The 20,226-nt window shown below is 68.8% G+C and carries 20 protein-coding genes; 9 read left to right on the top strand and 11 right to left on the bottom strand.

Translation table 11 applies throughout. From position 1 onward, the window contains the following. Positions 1-186 precede the first annotated feature (186 nt). From ACNPQM_RS17470 to ACNPQM_RS17425, 10 genes are read right to left on the bottom strand one after another with little or no spacing between them, the layout of a single operon-like run. Positions 187-1,620, bottom strand: coding sequence for an NAD-dependent succinate-semialdehyde dehydrogenase (locus tag ACNPQM_RS17470; protein WP_418084749.1), 1,434 nt, complete (start codon positions 1,618-1,620; stop codon positions 187-189). 32 nt (positions 1,621-1,652) lie between these two features. Continuing rightward, positions 1,653-2,630 carry an alpha-ketoacid dehydrogenase subunit beta gene (locus tag ACNPQM_RS17465; RefSeq protein WP_418084705.1) on the bottom strand — a complete coding sequence of 326 codons (978 nt, stop codon included), beginning with the start codon at positions 2,628-2,630 and terminating at the stop codon, positions 1,653-1,655. After that, positions 2,618-3,631 (bottom strand): thiamine pyrophosphate-dependent dehydrogenase E1 component subunit alpha, encoded by a 1,014-nt coding sequence (locus tag ACNPQM_RS17460; protein WP_418084704.1) that lies wholly within the window; start codon positions 3,629-3,631, stop codon positions 2,618-2,620. Before ACNPQM_RS17460 ends, ACNPQM_RS17465 begins: the two co-directional genes overlap by 13 nt. A gap of 26 nt (positions 3,632-3,657) precedes the next feature. Next, entirely contained in the window at positions 3,658-4,935 is a 1,278-nt protein-coding gene (locus tag ACNPQM_RS17455) for a M24 family metallopeptidase (RefSeq protein WP_418084703.1), read from the bottom strand. Then, a complete protein-coding gene (locus tag ACNPQM_RS17450) occupies positions 4,932-5,873 on the bottom strand; it encodes an NAD(P)-dependent oxidoreductase (protein ID WP_418084702.1) in 942 nt (313 codons plus the stop codon). The genes ACNPQM_RS17455 and ACNPQM_RS17450 overlap by 4 nt, the downstream gene beginning before the upstream one ends. A gap of 3 nt (positions 5,874-5,876) precedes the next feature. Further along, a complete protein-coding gene (locus tag ACNPQM_RS17445; RefSeq protein WP_418084701.1) occupies positions 5,877-6,686 on the bottom strand; it encodes an ABC transporter ATP-binding protein in 810 nt (269 codons plus the stop codon). Beyond that, positions 6,683-7,414 (bottom strand): ABC transporter ATP-binding protein, encoded by a 732-nt coding sequence (locus tag ACNPQM_RS17440; protein ID WP_418084700.1) that lies wholly within the window; start codon positions 7,412-7,414, stop codon positions 6,683-6,685. The genes ACNPQM_RS17445 and ACNPQM_RS17440 overlap by 4 nt, the downstream gene beginning before the upstream one ends. Further along, positions 7,411-8,433: a branched-chain amino acid ABC transporter permease gene (locus ACNPQM_RS17435; protein ID WP_418084699.1), complete on the bottom strand. Its 1,023-nt coding sequence runs from the start codon at positions 8,431-8,433 to the stop codon at positions 7,411-7,413. The genes ACNPQM_RS17440 and ACNPQM_RS17435 overlap by 4 nt, the downstream gene beginning before the upstream one ends. Continuing rightward, a complete protein-coding gene (locus ACNPQM_RS17430; RefSeq protein WP_418084698.1) occupies positions 8,430-9,305 on the bottom strand; it encodes a branched-chain amino acid ABC transporter permease in 876 nt (291 codons plus the stop codon). Before ACNPQM_RS17430 ends, ACNPQM_RS17435 begins: the two co-directional genes overlap by 4 nt. Positions 9,306-9,311: 6 nt before the next feature. Next, positions 9,312-10,592, bottom strand: coding sequence for an amino acid ABC transporter substrate-binding protein (locus ACNPQM_RS17425; RefSeq protein WP_418084697.1), 1,281 nt, complete (start codon positions 10,590-10,592; stop codon positions 9,312-9,314). Positions 10,593-10,794: 202 nt separating this feature from the next. Here ACNPQM_RS17425 and ACNPQM_RS17420 point away from each other — a divergent pair, with 202 nt between their 5' ends. The 6 genes from ACNPQM_RS17420 (at position 10,795) to ACNPQM_RS17395 (ending at position 16,679) form a co-directional block, all read left to right on the top strand. Continuing rightward, positions 10,795-11,817 (top strand): LacI family DNA-binding transcriptional regulator, encoded by a 1,023-nt coding sequence (locus tag ACNPQM_RS17420; RefSeq protein ID WP_418084696.1) that lies wholly within the window; start codon positions 10,795-10,797, stop codon positions 11,815-11,817. Positions 11,818-12,152: 335 nt separating this feature from the next. Next, complete coding sequence (locus ACNPQM_RS17415; protein WP_418084695.1) at positions 12,153-13,232, top strand: tyrosine-type recombinase/integrase; 1,080 nt, start codon at positions 12,153-12,155, stop codon at positions 13,230-13,232. Continuing rightward, positions 13,229-13,561: a helix-turn-helix domain-containing protein gene (locus ACNPQM_RS17410; protein WP_069816392.1), complete on the top strand. Its 333-nt coding sequence runs from the start codon at positions 13,229-13,231 to the stop codon at positions 13,559-13,561. The genes ACNPQM_RS17415 and ACNPQM_RS17410 overlap by 4 nt, the downstream gene beginning before the upstream one ends. A gap of 4 nt (positions 13,562-13,565) precedes the next feature. Beyond that, positions 13,566-15,188, top strand: coding sequence for a hypothetical protein (locus tag ACNPQM_RS17405; RefSeq protein ID WP_418084694.1), 1,623 nt, complete (start codon positions 13,566-13,568; stop codon positions 15,186-15,188). 22 nt (positions 15,189-15,210) lie between these two features. After that, positions 15,211-15,831, top strand: a complete 621-nt coding sequence (locus tag ACNPQM_RS17400; protein ID WP_418084693.1) for a HEAT repeat domain-containing protein — start codon at positions 15,211-15,213, stop codon at positions 15,829-15,831. 317 nt (positions 15,832-16,148) lie between these two features. After that, a complete protein-coding gene (locus tag ACNPQM_RS17395; protein ID WP_418084692.1) occupies positions 16,149-16,679 on the top strand; it encodes a GNAT family N-acetyltransferase in 531 nt (176 codons plus the stop codon). On the opposite strand, the gene ACNPQM_RS17390 is transcribed toward ACNPQM_RS17395, so the two are convergent. Continuing rightward, complete coding sequence (locus ACNPQM_RS17390; protein WP_418084691.1) at positions 16,676-17,686, bottom strand: recombinase family protein; 1,011 nt, start codon at positions 17,684-17,686, stop codon at positions 16,676-16,678. The two genes, ACNPQM_RS17395 and ACNPQM_RS17390, sit on opposite strands and share 4 nt — an antisense overlap. Before the next feature lie 248 nt (positions 17,687-17,934). On the opposite strand from ACNPQM_RS17390, the gene ACNPQM_RS17385 reads away from it, so the two are divergent. Genes ACNPQM_RS17385 through ACNPQM_RS17375 form a run of 3 tightly spaced genes read left to right on the top strand, consistent with a single transcriptional unit; the run spans position 17,935 to position 20,209 of the window. Beyond that, positions 17,935-18,288: an ArsR/SmtB family transcription factor gene (locus ACNPQM_RS17385; protein WP_418084690.1), complete on the top strand. Its 354-nt coding sequence runs from the start codon at positions 17,935-17,937 to the stop codon at positions 18,286-18,288. Further along, positions 18,285-18,746, top strand: coding sequence for an SRPBCC family protein (locus ACNPQM_RS17380; protein WP_418084689.1), 462 nt, complete (start codon positions 18,285-18,287; stop codon positions 18,744-18,746). The genes ACNPQM_RS17385 and ACNPQM_RS17380 overlap by 4 nt, the downstream gene beginning before the upstream one ends. Continuing rightward, positions 18,746-20,209, top strand: coding sequence for an MFS transporter (locus ACNPQM_RS17375; RefSeq protein WP_418084688.1), 1,464 nt, complete (start codon positions 18,746-18,748; stop codon positions 20,207-20,209). The genes ACNPQM_RS17380 and ACNPQM_RS17375 overlap by 1 nt, the downstream gene beginning before the upstream one ends. The last annotated feature ends 17 nt before the right edge of the window (positions 20,210-20,226 follow it).

The following is a 20,226-nucleotide window of genomic DNA, read 5'->3' as shown; positions in this document are numbered from 1 at the left end:
GAGACGCAGCCACAAGCACGTGCCCGACACCGTCATTACGCGGCGCGGGCGCGCGTTCGCGGGACGGCCCCGCCAGGACCGTCCCGCGACCGCCACGCCGATGGCCGAATCCGCTCGGGCGCGACGATGGCCGCCTGGCTGCGAAACCGACCGGCCCCGTGGCCTTCCTGCCCGGGGACGGACCGGTCACCAGTCCATAGCGATGTACTTGCTCTCGGTGAACTCCAGCAAACCGTCGTGCCCGCCCTCGCGTCCGAGACCGGACTGCTTGACACCGCCGAACGGGGCGGCCGGGTCCGACACGACCGGACGATTGAGGCCGACCATGCCGGACTCCAGCGCCTCGGACACCCGAAGCCCCTCGGCCAGGTCCCCCGTGTAGACGTAGGACACCAGGCCGTACTCGGTGTCGTTGGCCATCCGGATCGCCTCGTCGACGTCGTCGAAGGAGACGACGGGCGCGACCGGGCCGAAGATCTCCTCCGCCAGGATGGGCGCTTCCGGGGGAACGTCGCCCAGCACGGTCGGCAGGTAGAAGTATCCGGCACGGTCAGGGGCCGTCCCTCCGGCGAGGAGCCGGGCGCCGGCGTCGACGGTCCCCGAGACGAGCTCACCGACCTTCTTCCGCGCCGCCTCGTTCACCAGCGGTCCGACGTCCACGCCCTCCGTCAGTCCGGGGCCGACCATGAGTGCCGTCATGGCCGAGGCAAGGCGGCGGCCGAACTCCTCGGCGATCGAGGCATGTACGTAGAAGCGGTTGGCGGCCGTGCACGCCTCCCCGCCGTTGCGCATCTTGGCGACCATGGCTCCGGCGACGGCCCGGTCGAGGTCGGCGCTGGCAAGCACAAGGAACGGGGCGTTCCCACCGAGTTCCATGGAGGTGTTCACCACCGACCCGGCCGCCTGACGGAGCAGTTCGCGCCCGACCTCGGTGGAACCGGTGAACGACACCTTGCGGACCCGCGGGTCGGAAAGCAGGACCTCGGCGATCCGGGCGGAGCGGCGTGAGGGGACGACGTTGACCACACCGTCCGGCACGCCCGCCTCCGCGAGCAGCGCCCCCAGCGCGAGCGCGGTCAGCGGGGTGTCGGAGGCCGGCTTGAGGACGACGGTGCAGCCCGCCGCCAGGGCGGGGCCGATCTTGCGGGTGGCCATGGCGGCAGGGAAGTTCCACGGTGTGATGAGCAGCGCGACGCCCACGGGCTGGCGCAGCACCATGATCATGTTGGTGCCGGCCGGTGCCGTCTGAACGGATCCTGCCGCGCGGACCGCTTCCTCTGCGTACCAGCGGAAGAACTCCGCCGCATAGGCCACTTCGGCACGCGCGTCGGCCAGGGCCTTGCCGTTCTCCCGGACGATGAGTTCGGCGAGCGCCTCGGCGCGCGCGGTCATCAGCTCGAACGCCCGCCGCAGGATCTCGCCGCGGTGGCGCGGCGCCGTGGCCCGCCAGGCGTTCAGGGCGGCATGAGCGGCGTCCACGGCCGCCACGGCGTCCTCCGGGGTGGCGTTCGCGACCTCCGCGAGCGGTTCGGCGTACGCGGGGTCGACCACCTCCAGGGTTCCGCCGTCGCGGGCCGACGTCCATCGGCCGCCGATGAGAAGTTGGGTCGGGGTGTCCATACGAGTGTTCACGATCGGTCTCCCGGAGCCGGTCAGTCGACGCTTTTCGCGACGATCTCGACGATGCGGGCGGTGCTGGGAAGGGTCGCGTCCTCCAGGGCGTCGGCGGCCGGCAGAGGCACATGCGGTGTGGTGATCCGCACCAGTGGCCCGTCCAGGGCCGTGAAGCCCTCCTCCGCGACGATCGACACCAGCTCCGCGCCCCAGCCGCACAGCCGGGGGTTCTCCTCGACGGTGAACAGGCGGCCGGTGTGCTCCAGGGAGCCGAGCACTGTGCTGACGTCGAGCGGGACCAGGCTGCGCAGATCGATGACGGTGGCGTCGATGCCGTGCTGCTGCCGGAGCTGTTCGGCGGCGGCGAGCGTGCGGGGCACCATCAGGCCGAGCGAGACCAGCGTGACGTCTCCGCCGTGCCGCAGCACACGGGCTGTGCCGAGCTCGTCGACGATGTCGCCCGCGGACACCTCGGCCTTGGTGGGGTACAGCCCCTTGGCCTCCAGGAAGAGAACGGGGTCGGGGTCACGGACGGCGGCCGCCATCAGACCGACGACGTCGGCGGGGTTGGAGGGGACGACCACCTTGAGGCCGGGCACGGCCATCGCCCAGTTGGCGATGTCCTGGGAGTGCTGCGCCCCGAAGCGCAGGCCGCCTCCGTTGCCGGACTTGATGACCAGGGGGAAGGACATCTGGCCGTTCGTCATGTACCGCGACTTGGCGATCTGGTTCACCACGATGTCCCAGCAGACCGCGAAGAAGTCGGAGAACATGATCTCGGCGATGGGTCGCAGGCCTGTCATGGCCGCACCCATCGCGGCGCCCAGGATCGCCTGCTCGGAGATGGGCGTGTCCCGCACGCGGGCCGGACCGAACTCGTCCAGCAGGCCGGCGGTCGTCTTGAACACACCCCCGGCGGCGGCGATGTCCTCGCCGAGGAAGACGATCGACTCGTCCCGCCGCATTTCCTGCGCGATGCCGCGGGCGACTGCGTCGCGGTAGGTCAGTTGCGCCATGATGCACCTCCGTCAGCCCACACGTCCTTGAGCACCAGGTCCACACCCGGCTGCGGTCCCGCCTTGGCCTGCTCGGTCGCCTCGTCCACCAGGCGGGCCGATTCGGCCTCGATGTCGCTGAGGACCGACTCCGCGACGCCGAGATCGAGCAGCCGCTGCCGGTAGGCGGGGAGGGGGTCGCGTTTCCGCCACTCCTCGACCTCCGCCGCGGGGCGGTACTTGGCCGGGTCGGCCCGTGAGTGGCCGCCGTGCCGGTAGGTTTTGGCCTCGATGAGGGAGGGCCCCTCACCGGAGCGCGCCCGCGACAGGGCGGCGACCGCGGTCTCGTACACCGCATCGGGGTCGTTGCCGTCGACGGTTACCGGCGGCAGGCCGTACGCCGCGGCCCGGTCGGCCGCCGGGTTCGGCACGGCGGTCACCGAGCCGATCGGCGTGTACTCCATGTACAGGTTGTTCTCGCACACGAACACCACGGGCAGCTTCCAGACCGTCGCCAGGTTCAGCGCCTCGTGAAAGGCTCCGATGTTCGTCGTGCCGTCGCCGAAGAAGCAGACGGCGACCTGCCCGGTGCCCCGGTATTGGGCCGACCAGGCGGCTCCGGTGGCGATCGGCAGGTGCGCGCCGATGATGGCGTACGAGCCCATCATCCCGTGGTCGACGGATGTCAGATGCATGCTGCCGCCCTTGCCGGCCATCAGGCCGTTGCCGCGGCCCATCAGCTCGGCCAGGATGCCGGTCATCGGTACGCCGCGGGCGAGGGTGTGGGCGTGGCCGCGGTAGGTGGCGAAGGTGTAGTCGTCAGGTCGCATCGCTACGCCGAAGCCGGCGGCGATGGCCTCCTGGCCGAGGGACAGGTGGCTGGTGCCCTTGACGAGGTTCTGCAGGAACAGGTCGTAGGCGCGCTTCTCCATGCCGCGCATCCGCACCATCTGCCGGTAGAGCGCCAGACGGGTGGGCTCGTCGATGTCCGGCGCGGCGTGCCGGGTCTGCGGGGTGATCACGATCCCGTACCTCCTTTCCAGTGGGTCTAGTAGGGGTTGGCGACGAACAGCTCCTGTGCGGGGAACAGGGTGAGGACACGCGCGCCGTCGGCAGTGACCACGACCTCCTCCTCGATGCGCGCGGCGGAGTAACCGTCCGAGGCCGGGCAGTACGTCTCCAGCGCGAAGACCATGCCTTCCTGAATCTCCGCCGGGTGTTCGAGGGAGTTCAGACGGCTGATGATGGGCCGCTCGTGCAGGCCCAGCCCCAGCCCGTGACCGAACTGCAGGCCGAAGCAGTCCATTTCGGTGGCGAATCCGAAGTCGGTGGCCTTGGGCCAGGCCTTGGCGATGACGTCGGTGGTCTGCCCGGGGCGTACGAGCTCGATGGCGGCGTCGATCCACTCGCGTGCCCTGGTGTGGGCGTCGCGCTGCGCCGGGGTGGAAGAGCCGACGTTCAGGGTGCGGTAGTAGCAGGTCCGGTAGCCCTGATAGGACTGGATGATGTCGAAGAAGCAGGTGTCACCGGGCCTGATGAGACGGTCGGTGAAGTTGTGCGGATGGGGGTTGCACCGCTCCCCGGACACGGCGTTGATGGCCTCCACGTCGTCCGAGCCCTGCTCGTAGAGGTACTTGTTGGCCAGCGCGACGATGTCGTTCTCGCGCACACCGGGCTTGAGGGCCTCGGAGATCTGCTGGTACGCGCCGTCGACCATCGCCGCGGCCTGCGACAGCAGCATGATCTCGTCGGGGTTCTTCACCGCGCGGGCGTCCAGCATGACCTGCTGGGCGTCGACGACGGTGAGTCCGGCGCGCTGCATCTCGAACAGGAACGGTGGCTCGACGATGTCGATGCCAACGGGCGCGTCGGCGACACCGTGGTCGGCCAGGATGCCGCTCAGCTCGGCGATCGCGCGTCGCATCAGACCCACTTCGGGTGCGACGGCGCCGCGCAGGCCCAGCATTCCGGCGCGGCAGTTCTCCGGCCGCAGCCAGGGCGCGTACAGCTGGTGGTGGCGGGCGGCGGAGCCGAAGTCCCAGACCATCGGCTCGTGGTCGCGGGTCAGCAGTGCGTAGCGGGTCATCTTGTCCCGCGACCATTCGCCGATCATGGTGCCGGTGACATAGCGGATGTTGTTGACGTCGAAGAGCAGGATCGCGCCCAGCTCCGAGGCGTCCAGGGCGGCTCGGGCGCGGGACAGCCGATAGGCGCGGAGACGGTCGAAGTCGACGCGAGTTTCGAAGTCGACGGCGGTGTGCCCGGGGGCCGCCGGCAGCGGGGTGGTGGTCACCATCTTCTCCTGGTCGGTGTGACGGCGGTTCACGAGGCGGTGCTCAGGCCGTCGGAGACGTCCGCGTCCTCGGGCACGAGGGTCAGCCCGGCCGAGCGGGCGGCCTCCATGAGCAGGACGGCGAAGTCGGTGTCGTCGTGGCCGCGGCCGACGGACTGCTGGACGATCTGGTGGGTCAGCGCCGCGACCGGCATGGGAACCTCGAGTTCCCGGGCGGCGGCGAGGCCGAGGTCGAAGTCCTTGCGCAGCAGCTGGGGCGTGAACGTCGGCGTGAAGTCGAGCTTGACGAAGGCGGGGGTCTTGTAGCGGGTGAAGACCGAGCCGAGGACCGAGCCGTTGAGGAAGTCCAGGAACGCCGCCCGGCTCACACCGCCCTTCTCGGCCAGCACGGTGATCTCGGCCATCGACTGGGCGACGACGCCGAGGAAGATGTTGTGCGCGAGCTTCACCAGGCGGGCCACGTCGTCCCGCCCGGCGTACGTGACCGAGGCGGCGATGATGCCGAGCAGCGGCTCGACCTCGTCGAAGACCTCGCGGGGGCCGGAGACGACCGTGGAGAGACGGCCTGCCTTGACGACCTTGGCGTTGCCCGACACGGGGGCCACGAGCAGCGCGGTGCCGGCCTTCTCCGCCTCCTTCCGTACCTGTGCCGAGACCTCCTGGGAGACGGTGGAGGAGTCGACGAGGATACGGGGCTTGGCGGACTGCCGCAGGATTCCCTGCTCGCCGAGGGTGACCTCGGCGAAGTCCTTGCTCGCGCTGACCATGGTGAACACGATGTCGCGGTCGGCCAGTTCCGCGGCGCTGTCCACGATGGTGGCGCCCAGCTCGCTCAGCGGCTCGCACTTGCTGCGGGTGCGGTTGTAGACGGTGACGTCGTGGCCCGCGCGCAGGAGGCGGGACACCATGGCGTAGCCCATGCGGCCGGTGCCGGCCCAGCCGATGGTCGGACGGTTCGTGCTGTCGGTCATGAGTCAGTCCTGTCGGGTGGGGTCGCCGGCGGGCGACGGGAGGGAGGAGGCAAGAGGTGTGGCGGGCCGGGCTGCGGCCCCGAGGTACAGCCGGCCGACCTCCGGATCGGAGAGCAGATCGGCGCCGGTGCCCGTCAGGGCGACCCGGCCGCCCTCGAGGACGACGCCGGTGTGCGAGACGGCCAGGCCAGAACGGGCGTTCTGCTCCACCAGGAGGACGGAACGCCCGGCGGCCGCGAGGTCCGCGACGCTGCGGAAGACGGCGACACGGGACTTGGGGTCGAGCCCGATGGAGGGCTCGTCCAGGAGGATGAGGACGGGGTCGAGCATCAGGGTCCGCGCGATCTCGACGGTCTTCTGCTCGCCGCCGGACAGGGATCCGGCGTGGGCGCTCGCCCGGTCGGCCACCATCGTGAAGGAGGCGGCGATGTGCTCCCAGCGCTCAGCGATCAGGCGCCGGTCGCGCAGGACGTAGCCGCCCATCTCGACGTTCTCCCGCACGGTCATCGCCGGGAAGAGGCTGCGGTCCTGTGGTACGTGGACGATGCCGCGCAGGAGCCGTTCCCGGGCACTGAGCCGCGAGATGTCCTCGCCCCGGAAGGTGACGGTGCCCGAGGTCGGCTTCAGCAGCCCCGAAATCGTCTTCAGCGTCGTGGACTTGCCCGAGCCGTTGGGCCCGATGAGGCAGGTGACCTGTCCGGAGGCGACCGTCAGGTCGACGCCCTTGAGGATCAGGCCCGCGCCGTATCCGGCTGTGACGCCGTCCAGAGTGAGCAGCGGGTTCGCGGGTTCGGAGGTGGTGTCGGTCATCATTCCCCCAGATAGGCGTCGAGCACCCGGGGATCGGCCTGGATGTCGGCGGGTACGCCGGCCGCGATGGGTCGGCCGCGGTCGAGGACGACGACGGGGTCGCACAGCCGCATCACCAGCGGCATGTCGTGCTCGACGATCAGGAAGGTGACTCCCTCCTCGTTCCTGTTGCGCACATGGCGCTCCATCGTCTCGATCATCACCGGGTTGACGCCCGCGGTCGGTTCGTCGAGCAGCACCAGTCGTGGATCCGCCATCAGCACCGCGGCGAACTCGCACAGCTTGCGCTGGCCGTAGGAGAGTTCGGCCGCCTTCAGGTCGGCCTTGGCCGACAGTCCGAAGTCGTCGAGCAGTTCGTCGGCGCGGGCCCGGTCGGCCCGGGCGGCGCGCGGGGCGAGCAGTCCCGTCCAGCGGTGCCCCGCGGCGGCGATCAGGTTCTCCCGTACGCTGAGCGAGCCGAAGATCCGGGCCTGCTGGAACGTGCGGGTGAGTCCGCGGCGGTAGAGCACCGCCGGGTCCGGGTGCTGGTAGGTGGTGCCCGCGAACCGGAGCGAGCCGGAGTCGGCGGCCAGGTAACCCGTGATCATGTTGAACGCGGTCGTCTTGCCCGACCCGTTGGGACCGATGAGCGCCGTCACCGAGCCTTCCTCGACATCGAACGAGCAGTCGTCCACCGCCCGCACCCCGCCGAAGGACTTGGTCAGTCCGCGCACTTCGAGGAGTGTCGTCATCGTCCGCTCACCCGCTTTCCGATCCGGTCCACGAGCGAGGGCAGGATGCCGCGGGGCAGGACGAGCATCACCACCAGGAACAGGGCCGCGTATCCCACCAGGTGCAGCGAGTTGGCGCCGAGCCGGTAGGCGAGGTACTGCTGCACCGGCACGACGAGGAACGCCCCCAGCACCGGCCCCCACAACGTCCCCCGCCCGCCCAGGTACACCATGAGCACCATGCCGATGGTCACCAGCGGGTCCACTGCGAACGGCGGATAGACGAAGGACACGTAGTACGCCCACACCGCGCCCACGGCACCGGTGAGGCCGACCGACAGCGCGAACGCCGCGAGCTTGGCCATCGCTGTGGGAGCCCCGATGCCTCGGGCCTTGTCCTCGTCGTCGCGGACGGTCGCCAGGATCAGGCCCAGCCGTGACCGCATGACGAGGGCGGTCACCGCGACGGCGACGGCAAGCAGAGCCACCAGCACGTAGTAGAAGGGGAAGGCGAAGTAGGCGGCGCCGAAGGGGGCCGGGCCGATCCCGATGCCCTGGGCGCCCCCGGTGAGCCCGCGGGCGTTGAATGCGAGTGTCTGGACGACGAAGACCAGGGTGATCGTGACGATCGCGAAAGTCGCGGCTCTGGTGCGCATGGCGATCCATGCGACCGGCAGTCCCACCAGCGCTGTACCGACGGCCACGGCCGGCAGCGCGATGAAGGGTTCCCAGCCGGAGACGGGCGGGTGGTGGTGGAACCAGATCGCCTCGCCGTAGGCGCCGATGCCGAAGAACGCCGCGTGTCCGAGCGAGGGATAGCCGGCGAGGCCGCCCACCAGGTTCCAGGCACTCGCCATCGTGGCGTACATGAGCGTGAAGATCAGCAGGTTGACGATCCACGGCTGGCCCACGGTCCAGGGCGCGGCCAGCAGTGCCGCGAAGACGGCGACCGGCACTGCGACGCGCCAGAGCCTCGCGTGGCGTACGAGTCCGGAGCGGGAGGCGGCGGCCACGGATGTCGCGGAGAGGATGGAGGTCACAGCGCCCCCCGAAGTCGTGTCCCGAACAGTCCCTGCGGGCGCAGCAGCAGGACGAGGAGCAGCGCCGTGAAGAAGGTGAACCCGGCCCACGACGGTGACCAGGTCGCGGCCACCACCGCCTCGGCCACGCCCATCAGCACGCCGGCCACGACGGCGCCACCGAGGCTGCCGAGTCCGCCGAGCACGACGATGGCCAGGAGCCGCGCGATGAGGTCGTAGTGGCTGCCCGAGTTGAAGGGGTAGACCAGGCCGAACACCGCGCCGGCGGCTCCGGCGGTCGCCGTGCCCAGGCCGAAGCCGAGTGCGGAGACGCGTTCGGGGTTGACGCCCAGCAGCCGGGCCGCGGTCGGGTTCTGCACGGTGGCCCGCACCGAGGCGCCGAAGCGGGTGCGGTGCAGCAGCAGCCACAGCCCGCCCAGGACGACGAGGGACAGCCCGAAGGCCGCCAGCCTGGTCACCGGCAGCCGGTAGTCGCCCAGGTGCCAGGCGGCGTCGCGGTAGCCGGTGTTGATGGAGCGGAAGGTCGTCTTGTACACCGACGCGAGCACACCTTCGACGGCCAGGGCGACGGCGAACATGACGAGCAGGCTGAGTTCGCCCGCACCGCTCCCGAGCGGCCGGAGAAACACCCACTGGATGACGACCCCGAGCGCGAACATCACGGGGGTGACGATCAGGATGCCGAGGAACGGGTCGATCCCGGCCCAGGTGAACAGGGTGTACGACAGGTAGGCGCTGAGGACCACCAGCGCGCCCTGCGCCAGGTTGATCACCCGCATGATGCCGAAGACAAGAGTCTGGCCGCTGGCCATCAGGGCGTAGACACCGCCGGTGAGGATGCCCAACAGGGTCGCCTGGATGAAGGTGTGCACGAGCGCTCACTCCCCCCAGGCCGGTTTCGCGGTGACCGGCTCGGCCGCAGCCACGTCGGCCGGGTACACCGGCGTCAACCGGTGCTTCTGCCACTGGACGAGGGTGTAGTGACTCTTCGGCTCGCCGTTGGCGTCCCAGGAGAGGTCGCCGATCGGCGTCTGCCACGTGCCGGAGTGCAGCGCGGAGATGATGGACTTGTTGTCGATCTTCCCGGTCTTCTGCGCAACCTTTTCGATCAGCGCGCCGACCGAGTACGCCTCGGCGCTGGTGGTGTCGATGTCCGTCTCCGTGCCGCCGTACTTGGCAAGGTAGGCCTTGACGAACTCGGGGGCACCGGGCTGCCGGGAGCCGGCGTACCAGTCGCCGGTGGTGAAGATGCCCTCGGTGCTGTCCTTGCCGACCTTGTCGGGGAACTCCACCGGGTTGTTGGCTCCGTTGGAGACGAACAGCCAGCGGGGGTTGAAACCCAGCTGGATCATCGCCTTGACCTGGGCATAGGCATCCTCGGACTGCGTTCCGGAGACGAGCAGATCGGGCTTGGCCGCGGCCACCCGGCTGATGACCGGCGTCAGGTCGGTCAGGTTGTCGGGGTAGGTCTGGGAGTACACGGTCTTGATACCGGCTGCTTCCAGGCGCTTGCGGACGTTGTCGGCGAGGGGCGCGGCGAACGGGTCGTCGAGTGACGCGTACGCGGCGGTCCTCGGGCGCTTGGCGGACGGCAGGGAGAGCAGATAGTCGACGAAGATGTCGCCCTGCCTGACAATGGCGGCGGGCTGGACGAAGAACAGGTTGTCCAGGTGCTGGGCGAACACCTTCGGGCCGCCGCCGGCCGGCTCGAGGAAGGCGTAGCCGTAGCGCTTGGCCACCTGCGAGGCCGGGATGGTCAGCAGGCTGGAGTACGGGCCGACGACCAGATCGACCTTGTCCTTGGTGATGAGGTTGGTGTAGTTCGTCGTGACCTGGTTCGGGTTGGACGTGTCGTCGACCACTTTGAGGGAGACCTTGCGCCCGAGCACACCGCCGCGGACGTTGACGTCGGACACCCACAGGTCGTAGCCGCGTTCGGCGGCCTTGCCGGGATCGGCGAAGTCCCCCGTCAGGGAGAGCGAGACGCCGATCGTCAGCGTGTCCTTGCCGGGGCCACTGCCCGCCCCTTGGGCGGGTCCTCCGGTCGCGGGTCCGCAGGCGGCCAGCGCCACTGCGGTCGTGGCCGCCAGGGCCCCCAGGACCCCACGGCGGCGCCATCGGTGTCCTCTGACCCTCGATGACAATCGATTGTCTTCCATGGCGAGCCGTCCCTACGCTCGAAGAGAGGGAAATTCATGGCTATTCAGGGCGATGCAACAGTGCGCCGCACGGGGTCGTGCCGCACCGCTGCGCAATCGGTTGCCGCGAAATTAAGCTCGCGGCCAAGGGGTGTCAAGGTGTGCGGCAACCCTTGATGCAATCCATTGCCATCGCGTTGTGCCCGGCATTACGGTGGGGCGCGTGACGAGGTTGAGCGATGTGGCGCGAGCGGCCGGCGTCCATCCCGGCACGGCGTCGCGGGCCCTGAATCCCGACACACGCCACCGGGTGTCGGCGGAGACAGCCACGCGAGTGCTGGCGGTGGCCGAAAGTCTGGGTTACCAGCCGAACTCCGTCGCGCGTGCCCTGCGCACCCGGCGCTCCCGGATGGTCGCGATCCTCATTCCCGACCTGACCAACCCGTTCTTCCCTCCCATCGTCAGAGGCGCGGAGGAGTCGCTCGCCGTCGAGGGTTACTCGGCACTGCTGGTCAGCACGGACAACGACGAGGACAAGGAGGCACGCCTCTTCGCGGAGCTGCGCGGCCGTCAATGTGACGGCTTCCTGGTCGCGACCGCGCGCCGCAAGCACCCCCTGCTCGAGCGCGCGGCGGCGGACGGGGTGCCGATGGTGCTCGTCAACCGGGTCCTGGACGATCGAAGGACACCGTCGGTCACGGCGGACGAGGCGATCGGCATCGACGCCGTCGTCCGGCACCTCACCGGTCTCGGTCACCGGCGCATCGCCCACCTCGCGGGCCCGCAGGAGCTGTCGACCGGGCTGATCCGGCGCCGTGCCTTCCTCGACTCCTGTGAGCACGCCGGGCTGGACTCCCGGCACACCCCCGTCGTCAACGCCACCCGATTCAGCGAGGCCGCGGGTACCGCGGCGATGGACGAACTCCTGGCCACGTATCGAGGCCCCGAACGCCCCACAGCCGTGTTCGCTGCGAACGACCTGTTGGCACTCGGAGCGCTGGACTCGCTGGCGGCGTTCGGGCTGCGATGCCCCGAGGACATGTCCGTGGTGGGTTTCAACGACATGCCGTTCCTGACCCGGATGATCCCGCCGTTGACGACCGTGCACGTGCCCCAGCAGGAAATCGGCGCCGAGGCCGCACGCATGCTGCTGAAGTGCATCGAACAGCCGGGACCGCCCCGGTCACTGCTGCTCGGCTGCGAAGTGGTCGTGCGCGCCTCCACCGGTCCCGCGCCGCGGGAATGACGTACCGTCCGTTCCCACACCTGCCCGGCAAGGCTCTGCGCCGACGGCGATTCGTGCTTGCCGCACGCGAGAGCGTCTCGGTGCATCCGGCGCCATCTGCTCGTCGGCCGCGCCGCGCCGCGCCTGCCGAATACCCTATCCGCCCAGCATCTGAGGTTTCAGGTGTGCGACATCCCGCGAGTTCCCCTGAGCCCCGCTGATTCTCTGGGCCCGTGGCCAGGGGGTTCTTCCTCCTTCGTGTGCTCTGTCGGCTTGTGACGTAACTTCGTGATTCTTGAAGCGTTCTCACCTCGTCTGGCCGATTCGCAGTCGGGTCGAAGGTGAGGAGGCTCGGGTTGGCGGCGCTGGCAGTCGTACGGGATCTGCGTGAGCACTGGGCGCCCGCGTCGGCTGAGGAGCTGGAGCGGTTCGAGACCGATGTGCTGTCCGGGTTCGTCCTCGCACGGGCCTCAGCAGGGCTGGCGGACGGCACCATCCGCGGGGACGTCGGTCACCTGGATCAGATCAGGACCTGGTTCGGCCGGCCCTTGTGGGACATGGAGCCCGCTGACGCGGACGTGTACTTCGGGAAGGTGCTGCGGCACTCGCCCAGCGGCACCCGGCTGGGCCGGTCGCAGGCGTTGAGCACGTACTTCATGTTCCTGGAGCTGCGACACAAGGTCGAAATCCACCGGATGACCGGCCGGGTGGTCGAGTGCCCGATCGACGAGATGAACCGGCCGCGCGGGGCCGAGGACGCCCAGCTGCGGATCCCGCCGAATGAGCCGGAGATCGGGACGTTATTCACCGGCTGGGGCGGCGAGCTGGCCACCTGCCGGAAGTTCGCCCCCACCGCCCGGAACTACACCGCCTCGAAGCTGATGTCCCAGGTCGGCCTGCGGGTGAGCGAGGCATGTGGGCTCGACCTGGACGACATCAAGTGGGACCTGGGCCGCTTCGGCAAACTCCACGTCCGCCACGGCAAGGGGGCCCGTGGCTCGGGGCCGCGCGAGCGGATGGTTCCGCTGATCAACGGTGCCGACCGGACACTGCGGTGGTTCATCGAAGACGTGTGGGGCCAGTTCGATGACGATCACACTCGCCCTGGTGCCCCGCTGTTCCCCTCCGAGCGCAAGAACACCGACGGCTCCGCCCGCCGGGTCGGCGACGACGCCCTGCGCAACGGGCTCGACAACGCGGTCCAGGCTCATCTGGCGAGTTGGACGGACAGGTTGACACCGCACGTCCTGCGACATTTCTGCGCGTCCCAACTCTACGGAAACGGGCTGGACTTGCTCGCTATCCAGGAGGTCTTAGGACATTCCTGGATCGCTACGACCATGCGGTATATCCACGTGCAGCAGACCCGGGTCGAGGACGCCTGGGTCGCCGGGATGGAACGGGCCGCGAAGCGGCTGGAAGGACTGGCCCGATGAGGTGGAACCTGCGGCTGACCGCCGCGAACAAGGGTATCTGGAAGGCGTCCGAACTCCAGCGGAGCCTGGCCGAGCACGGCCTGGTGATCTCGGCCGGCAAGATGTCCGGGCTGTGGTCCGGGCAGCCGGTCTCGCTCAAGCTGGAGGACCTGGACGTCATCTGCGTGGTCCTCGGCTGCGAGATCGGAGACCTGCTGATCCCCGAACCGGAGAAGGTCCGCCGCCCTGGCCAGGCAGAGGAGACCGAACGGGCCGCGGTCGGTGCGGGAACCGCCGCACCGAAGGTGATCCCCAAGCGCCGGGACGGCCGGTCGCTGCCGCCGGAGTGAGCCGATGGCACGGTTCCCGAAGGGCTACGTCAAGCCCACCGACTCCTGCGACAGCTGCCTGGCCTGGGGAAACTTCAGCGGCCGCCTCTGCCCCACCTGCTACATGTTCGGCCGCGGCCACGATGTGGCCGCATGCACCGGCTGCCACCGCGTCCAGCCGCTGAAGTGGAACTACTGCCGCCTGTGCTGGTGCCAGGCCCGCCTCCGTGCGAAGGCCGTCGTCGGCCAGCCCACGGACGAGACGGACGTGCGGAACCGGCTCGCCGCCGTCCGGCATCACCAACTGTTCTTCGTCGGGATGCACTACCGCAGGAGACCAACCCCCGCGGCTCGGACGCGCGGAGGACGGCGGGGAGCCCCGCCCAAACCACCTCCTTCACCGGCCTGGCGCCCGGATCCCGGCTGGCGGCAGCTACCGCTGTTCACACAGATCCCCCGTGACTACAGCCGGCTCGCTCTGGCCGACGCCGATCTGACCAGCCCTTGGCTGGCCTGGGCGAAGTACCTTGCCCACCGGCTCGCCGAGGCCCGCGGCTGGGGACGTAACATCCGCTTCGCGGTCAACCGCGGCCTGGCCCTCGTCCTCACCGGCTACGTCGAGGGCGACGTCATCCGGCACACGGAGATCTTCGCCCCGCTGCGGGCCCTGGACCTGCCGGTCGGCCACACCGTCACGGTCCTGGACGAGATGGGGATCTTCGAGGACGACAGCGAACCCTCCTTCGAACGCTGGCTCGCCGAGAGGCTGGAGGGTCTCGCACCCGGCATCCGCTCGGAGGCCGAGCGCTGGACCCGCGTCCTGCGCGACGGCGGCCCCCGCAGCCTCCCGCGACGGGAAGGCACGGTCTGGCTCTACCTCAACCGAGTCCGCCTGGCCCTGCTGGAATGGTCGAACCCCTACGACCACCTGCGCGAAGTGACCCGCGACGATGTCCTCACCTACATCAAGACACTGCACGGCCACCAGCGCCACGACCAACTCGTCGCCCTGCGCTCGCTGTTCACATGGGCCAAGCGGAACGGGCTGATCTTCCGCAACCCCACCAGTCGGATCAAGGTCGGACAATACGAGTACGCCGTGCTGCAACCGCTCGTCCCCGAGCAGGTCGACCGCTCCGTCGCGGCGGCCACCACCCCGGCGACGCGGCTCATCCTCGCCCTCGCAGCGGCCCACGCCGCCCGGGTCGCCCAGATCGCCAACCTCATGCTCGACGACCTCGACCTCGGCAACCGGCGGCTGACCATCGCCGGACGTGTCCGCCCGCTCGACGACCTCACCCTGAAGCTGCTGCTGGAGTGGCTGGAGCACCGGCGAAACCGGTGGCCGAACACCGCGAACCTCCACCTACTGATCAACAACCAGACCGCCACGAAGACCAGCCGCGCCAGCAACCACTGGATCAGCGCCGCGATGCGCGGGCAGGACGCGACGCTGGAACGGCTCCGCGTCGACCGCCAACTCGAAGAGGCCCTGACCCACGGGCCCGACCCGCTCCACCTCGCCGAAGTGTTCGGGCTCGATGAGAAGACCGCGATGCGTTACGCCGACTCGGCCCGTCAGCTGCTTCTGGCCTCGCCCGTGAGCCCCCCGGCGGAACTGTCAGAGAAGCCGAATAATGTCCAGTGACGTCCGTCCAGTAGGAGAGACCATGGCTCTCGACGCCGTTGAAGCGATCCGCCAGCTTCAAGACCGGAGTTCCGCCAAGCGCCGCTCGGCCGCGAAGCGACTTCGAAAACTGGGCGACTCAGATGCCGGTCCTGCCCTGCTCGAAGCCCTGAAGAATGAGGTGAGGGATTCGCGGACCTGGGAAACCCAGTACCAGATGACGATGGCGCTCGGTACTTGCGGCTCCCCGTCCGACCTTCCCTACCTGCGAGATCTCGTCCTTCAGCGCGACACTCTCCATGCGGTTCACACTGCCGGGGGCGACGCCATCGTCCGGCTGAGCTACATGGAGCACTCCCACACCGAGGCGATTCGCTGGTGCATGAGTACCGGTAACGAGACTCTTGTGGGCGGAGCGTTGCAGGCCGTGGCCATGCTCCGGCTTGCCCTGGATCAGGAAACCGTGACAAACGTCCTCGACTTCATCGAAGCCAGGTCCCCACAGGATGGGATCTACTTCTGGCCCGCTGTTGCCGCGGCCGGCTGGACCGGGCAGCGAGCGCACGACTTCCTCACCTCATGCGTCTCAAGCCCCCGATCCGATGTCGCCGAAGCCGCCACTAACTCCCTTGCCGGGAACTACGGCACCTACCGACCCTTGTAAGCGGTCCCGCACCCTGGGTTCGTCATGAACCCGCGCCTCCTCGCCTGAGAATCGGCTGTCGGACCCGTGGGTTCCTACCGAGAACCCTTCAGTTTTCGCGAACTCACGGGGCTCCTCGGCCTTGGGGACCATCGGTACAGCCGTTGGCGCTAAGCCCTTGATCATGGTCGCTAGTGCCGCATCAAGCAACGTTCGCCCCGTCAGGCAACCAGTGGATCACGTCGTCTCGCCGCGGCCGTCTGCCGATCATTCTGACGTCGTCCTCCCGGCCAGGAAGCGGGAGTTCGGCGTAGCTGGCTACGTGCCAAGATCTCGGAATGAATGAACTGAAGATTCATCCTCGCGCCGGTGATCACATGCCGGGCTGCACCGAGGCTCTCGCCACCGTTCACGCGGCAGATCGCTACCCAGTGGATTGGCCTGCCGATCCCGAAGGATGGCTGACTCCCCGAAGCATGCTCGCTGCCTGGGTGGCCGTAGACGGTTCGGAGATCCTGGGCCATGTGGTCCTAGCCCGTCCAGGGAAGGCGCTTGCGACCGCTGTCGGGCTGCCCGCTCAGCGTCTGGTATCTGTCGCACGGCTCTTCGTCAGCGCCCGTGCTCGTCGACGAGGGGTAGCGGCCAAGCTGCTGGACAAGGCGGTCGAAGAAGCGGTAGTCCACGGACTGAGGCCCGTTCTGGAAGTCGAGGCCGGTGCGACCGCGGCCATCAAGCTCTACGAGCGTGCCCGCTGGCGTTATGTCGGTAGTTTCGCGGCCGACTGGACCACGGCCGACGGCCGCGTCGCGCAGATGCGCTCGTATGTTGGCCCCTCCGAACGAGGCGAACGTTGCCTGATGCGGCACTAGCTGCGGGTCTCCGAGTTCGGGTGGGGCTGGGCCTGGAGGCGTTCGCGGAGGTCGATCTCTTCGGGGGTGAGCGGGTCCTCGGGGCGGCGGATGCGTACGGGCTTGGGCCTGAGCGGCAGGCCGTCGTCCACCGTGGCGGCCTCGGCTTCGGCCAGGGCTCGGTAGAGCGAGGCGACCGATGGGGACTTGCCCGCGTTCTTCCCGACCTTGACGGTGAGTTTCTTTGCGATCTCGGGGACGGGGACGCCCTTGTCCTTGAGTGCGACGGCGAAGGTGAGCATGTCGTCGTCGATGACCTTAGGGCGTCCTCCGTGGTTGCCCTTGGATGCGGCGATGACCTGGCCTTCGAGGGTCTTCTCCCGGATGTAGTTGCGCTCGATCTGCCCGGCGACGGCGAGGACAACGAAGAACATCGCGCCCATGCCGTTGGGGTCGTAGATGCCGGTGAGCGGGCCGGTGAGGAGTTCGAGCTGGATGCCGCCGGCCTGGAGTTCGGCGGACAGCGTCATCAGCTCGGCGGCGTTGCGGGCGAGGCGCTTGAGTTCGTGGACGGTGAAGATGACGGGGGTCTCGGGCGCGGCCTCCTTGAACTGGTGGGCCAGCGCAAGCGCCTTCTCCAGCTCGGGCCGGACCTTGACCCGGGTGCTGATGTGCTCGGAGAAGACTTTGTGGCACTTCGCCCGGCGGAGGGCTTCGAGCTGGCCCGCCAGTTCCTGCCGGGCGGTCGACGTGCGGGCGTATCCGATTCGCACCGGCCGCTCGGTGCGGGGCGCGGGCACCACCGCGAGCGCGGGCCCCTGCTTCCATGCGCGGCCGGGACCGCGGTCGGCGGGCACCGGGATCTCCAGTTCCTCGCGGAGCGCGGGGACGAGAACGAAGCGCGGGGTGTGGTACCTGGCGGCGGTCTTGCCGCCCTGGGTACGGCAGGCGCTGCCGGCGGGCGCGTCACAGTTCGGGCAGTCGTGACGTTCTACCGCCAATGCGGCCTGATCGGGTGCCAAATCCATGACGGCAGTCTCTCGGAAGTGCCTCGCACAACGTGCGGGTTTCGAGAGGACTTTTGCGAGTGGCGACCTGGTGAAACGTGATCGCTTCCGGGCCTCTCGCGGAACTCTCACAGATGACCATTTGTGAGAAGTGAGGCCCGGGCGCGTACTCCCGGACGAGACGTATGCGAGGGAACGGCGCACTCCCGAGGGAAGAAAAGTTAACAAAATGCTTGACTATTCGATGTCGGCATCGAATAGTTAGGCACATGCTTAACCAAGCTGGGTCGTTGGACCGGGTGTTCCAAGCGCTGGCGGACGCGACTCGCCGGGACATCGTTGAGCGGTTGATCCGCGGGCCTGCCTCGGTCAGTGAGCTGGCCCGGCCGCTGGCCATGTCGCTGCCAGCGGTGATGCAGCACCTACAGGTACTGGAGGCGTGCGGACTGGTCCGGTCTGAGAAAGCCGGAAGGGTACGCACCTGCCACATCGAGCCGGGTGTGCTGCGAACGGCCGAGGACTGGATCGCGGCGCAGCGCACTGTCTGGGAACACCGCCTCGATCGCCTCGGCGACTACCTGACCGAACACTGCGACAGCCCAGATCAAGGGAGCGCACAATGACCGATCACGTGGTCACGCATGCCACGTTCACCCTCGAACGCCTCTACGCGGCCTCACCGGCCACAGTGTTCGCCGCGTGGGCCGCCCCCGAAGCAAAGGCCCGCTGGTTCTCCGGCCCCGGCGCCGAGCACGAGCTTGATTTCCGCGTCGGTGGGCGGGAGGTCAACCGCGGCCGCTCTGGCGGTGGGCCGGTGCTGACTTTCGAGTCCTGGTACCGCGACATCGTCCAGGACGAGCGGATCGTTTACACCTCCACTCTGTCCGAGGGGCAAGACCTTGCGACAGTGTCGCTGACGACGGTGGAGTTCCACCCTGAGGGAGGTGGCACCCGGCTGCTGCTCACCGAGCAGAGCACCTTCCTCGACGGCCGCGAAGAACCAAGCTGGCGGAAGCAGGGCACCGGCAAGTGGCTTGACGCGCTCGCCGCCGAACTGCTGCGAAGCATCGAGCAACAGTGATGACCACGAGCAACCTTTCGCAGACTCGCCGTTGGCGGGTGCTGGCGCTGCTGGGCACGGCGTTCTTCATGACGATTCTGGACGGCACCAGCCTGCTCGCCGCTCTGCCCGCGATCGAAGGCCACCTTCGCCTGCACGGTCCTGCCATCCAATGGACCGTGACGGCCTACGCGCTGGCCTTCAGCGGGCTGCTGTTGTTATGCGGCCGCGCTGCGGATCTGCTGGGCCGTCGGCGTGTGTTCATCGCCGGGATGGTGCTGCGGGTCGTGGCCTCCCTGGCGTGCGGGCTCGCTCCATCCATCCAGGCCCTGGTGGCCGCCCGGGCGGTGCAGGGCGTCTCGGCCGCGATCATCGCTCCGGCCGCGTTGTCGATGGTCATGAACACTTTCCCCGAAGGGATCGAGCGGAACAGGGCGCTCGGTATCTGGGGCGGCCTCGGCGGGTTCGGCGCCACCGCCGGTCTACTACTGGGCGGCATCATCACGGATATCTTCGGCTGGCAGTGGGTGTTCTGGGTCAACGTCCCTGTCGGGACCCTCGTGCTGGTGCTCGCCCCCGCCATGCTGCGCGAAAGCCGGGACCGAGCACGCTCCCGTTCCTTCGATATCCCTGGTGCGCTGACCATCGCCCCGGCACTCGTTCTGCTCGTATACGTGATCACCCGGGTGCCGACATCCGGGTGGGCGAATGGACAGAGCATCGGGCTACTGGCCGCCGTGGCCGTGCTGGTCTGGATGTTCATCCTGATCGAGAAGCGATCGGTGGCCCCGCTCGTTTCCTTTCAGTCGCTGCGCTCGCGCATGCTGATCGGCGGCAACCTCCTCCTGCTCATCGCCGGCATGACCGTCGACGGCATGCTCGTCACCCTCACCTCTTTCGTGCAGCAGGTGCTCGGCTGGCCGGCGGCGCAGTTCGGGCTGGCGGCCGCGATGATGACCGTCACCGCGGCCGCAGGCGCCCTGCTGAGCCAACGGATCGTGCCCAGGCTCAGCCTGGGGCGGGTAGCTGCCGCCGGGACCGTCCTGCTCGGTTGTGGCTGCCTGCTGCTCACCCGCATACCGGCCGGTGGCCCGATGAGTCTTCTGCCGGCGGCCCTGTTCTTGTTCGGGGCGGGAATGGGCGCCGTCACGGTATGCGCACAGATCGCCGCGCTGACCGGCGTCACCGAGAAGGACTCAGGCCTGGCCGCCGGCCTCGCCGACACCTCCTTCGCCGTCGGCACCGCCCTCGGCACTGCCATCTGCGCCAGCGTCGCTGCCGCCCGCACGTCCGCGATCGGTGGTCCGACACCGCTCGCACTCACCACCGGGCAGCATGCCGCGTTTGGGGCAGCTGGCGTCTTCGCCGCTCTCGCCTTGATCACCGCGTTGACGCTCCTCAGCAAGCGATCCGGCCTATCCCGCAGTGTGTCGGCAGACGCAAGCGAGAACGTATCTACCAGGGCACCGTCGACCTCACCTTGATCTACGGGACACACCCT

It is taken from the genome of Streptomyces sp. NPDC056231, from assembly GCF_048270745.1.
Lineage (GTDB): Bacteria > Actinomycetota > Actinomycetes > Streptomycetales > Streptomycetaceae > Streptomyces.
This window is presented reverse-complemented; position numbering and strand designations above follow the sequence as displayed.

What these genes read in the sequence shown, in the direction of transcription:
- ACNPQM_RS17470 (WP_418084749.1), bottom strand. Translation starts at nt 1,620, where the DNA reads ATGGACACCCCGACCCAACTTCTCATCGGCGGCCGATGGACGTCGGCC.
- ACNPQM_RS17465 (WP_418084705.1), bottom strand. Translation starts at nt 2,630, where the DNA reads ATGGCGCAACTGACCTACCGCGACGCAGTCGCCCGCGGCATCGCGCAG.
- ACNPQM_RS17450 (WP_418084702.1), bottom strand. Translation starts at nt 5,873, where the DNA reads ATGACCGACAGCACGAACCGTCCGACCATCGGCTGGGCCGGCACCGGC.
- ACNPQM_RS17445 (WP_418084701.1), bottom strand. Translation starts at nt 6,686, where the DNA reads ATGATGACCGACACCACCTCCGAACCCGCGAACCCGCTGCTCACTCTG.
- ACNPQM_RS17440 (WP_418084700.1), bottom strand. Translation starts at nt 7,414, where the DNA reads ATGACGACACTCCTCGAAGTGCGCGGACTGACCAAGTCCTTCGGCGGG.
- ACNPQM_RS17425 (WP_418084697.1), bottom strand. Translation starts at nt 10,592, where the DNA reads ATGGAAGACAATCGATTGTCATCGAGGGTCAGAGGACACCGATGGCGC.
- ACNPQM_RS17410 (WP_069816392.1), top strand. Translation starts at nt 13,229, where the DNA reads ATGAGGTGGAACCTGCGGCTGACCGCCGCGAACAAGGGTATCTGGAAG.
- ACNPQM_RS17405 (WP_418084694.1), top strand. Translation starts at nt 13,566, where the DNA reads ATGGCACGGTTCCCGAAGGGCTACGTCAAGCCCACCGACTCCTGCGAC.
- ACNPQM_RS17400 (WP_418084693.1), top strand. Translation starts at nt 15,211, where the DNA reads ATGGCTCTCGACGCCGTTGAAGCGATCCGCCAGCTTCAAGACCGGAGT.
- ACNPQM_RS17395 (WP_418084692.1), top strand. Translation starts at nt 16,149, where the DNA reads ATGAATGAACTGAAGATTCATCCTCGCGCCGGTGATCACATGCCGGGC.
- ACNPQM_RS17390 (WP_418084691.1), bottom strand. Translation starts at nt 17,686, where the DNA reads ATGGATTTGGCACCCGATCAGGCCGCATTGGCGGTAGAACGTCACGAC.
- ACNPQM_RS17385 (WP_418084690.1), top strand. Translation starts at nt 17,935, where the DNA reads ATGCTTAACCAAGCTGGGTCGTTGGACCGGGTGTTCCAAGCGCTGGCG.
- ACNPQM_RS17380 (WP_418084689.1), top strand. Translation starts at nt 18,285, where the DNA reads ATGACCGATCACGTGGTCACGCATGCCACGTTCACCCTCGAACGCCTC.
- ACNPQM_RS17375 (WP_418084688.1), top strand. Translation starts at nt 18,746, where the DNA reads ATGACCACGAGCAACCTTTCGCAGACTCGCCGTTGGCGGGTGCTGGCG.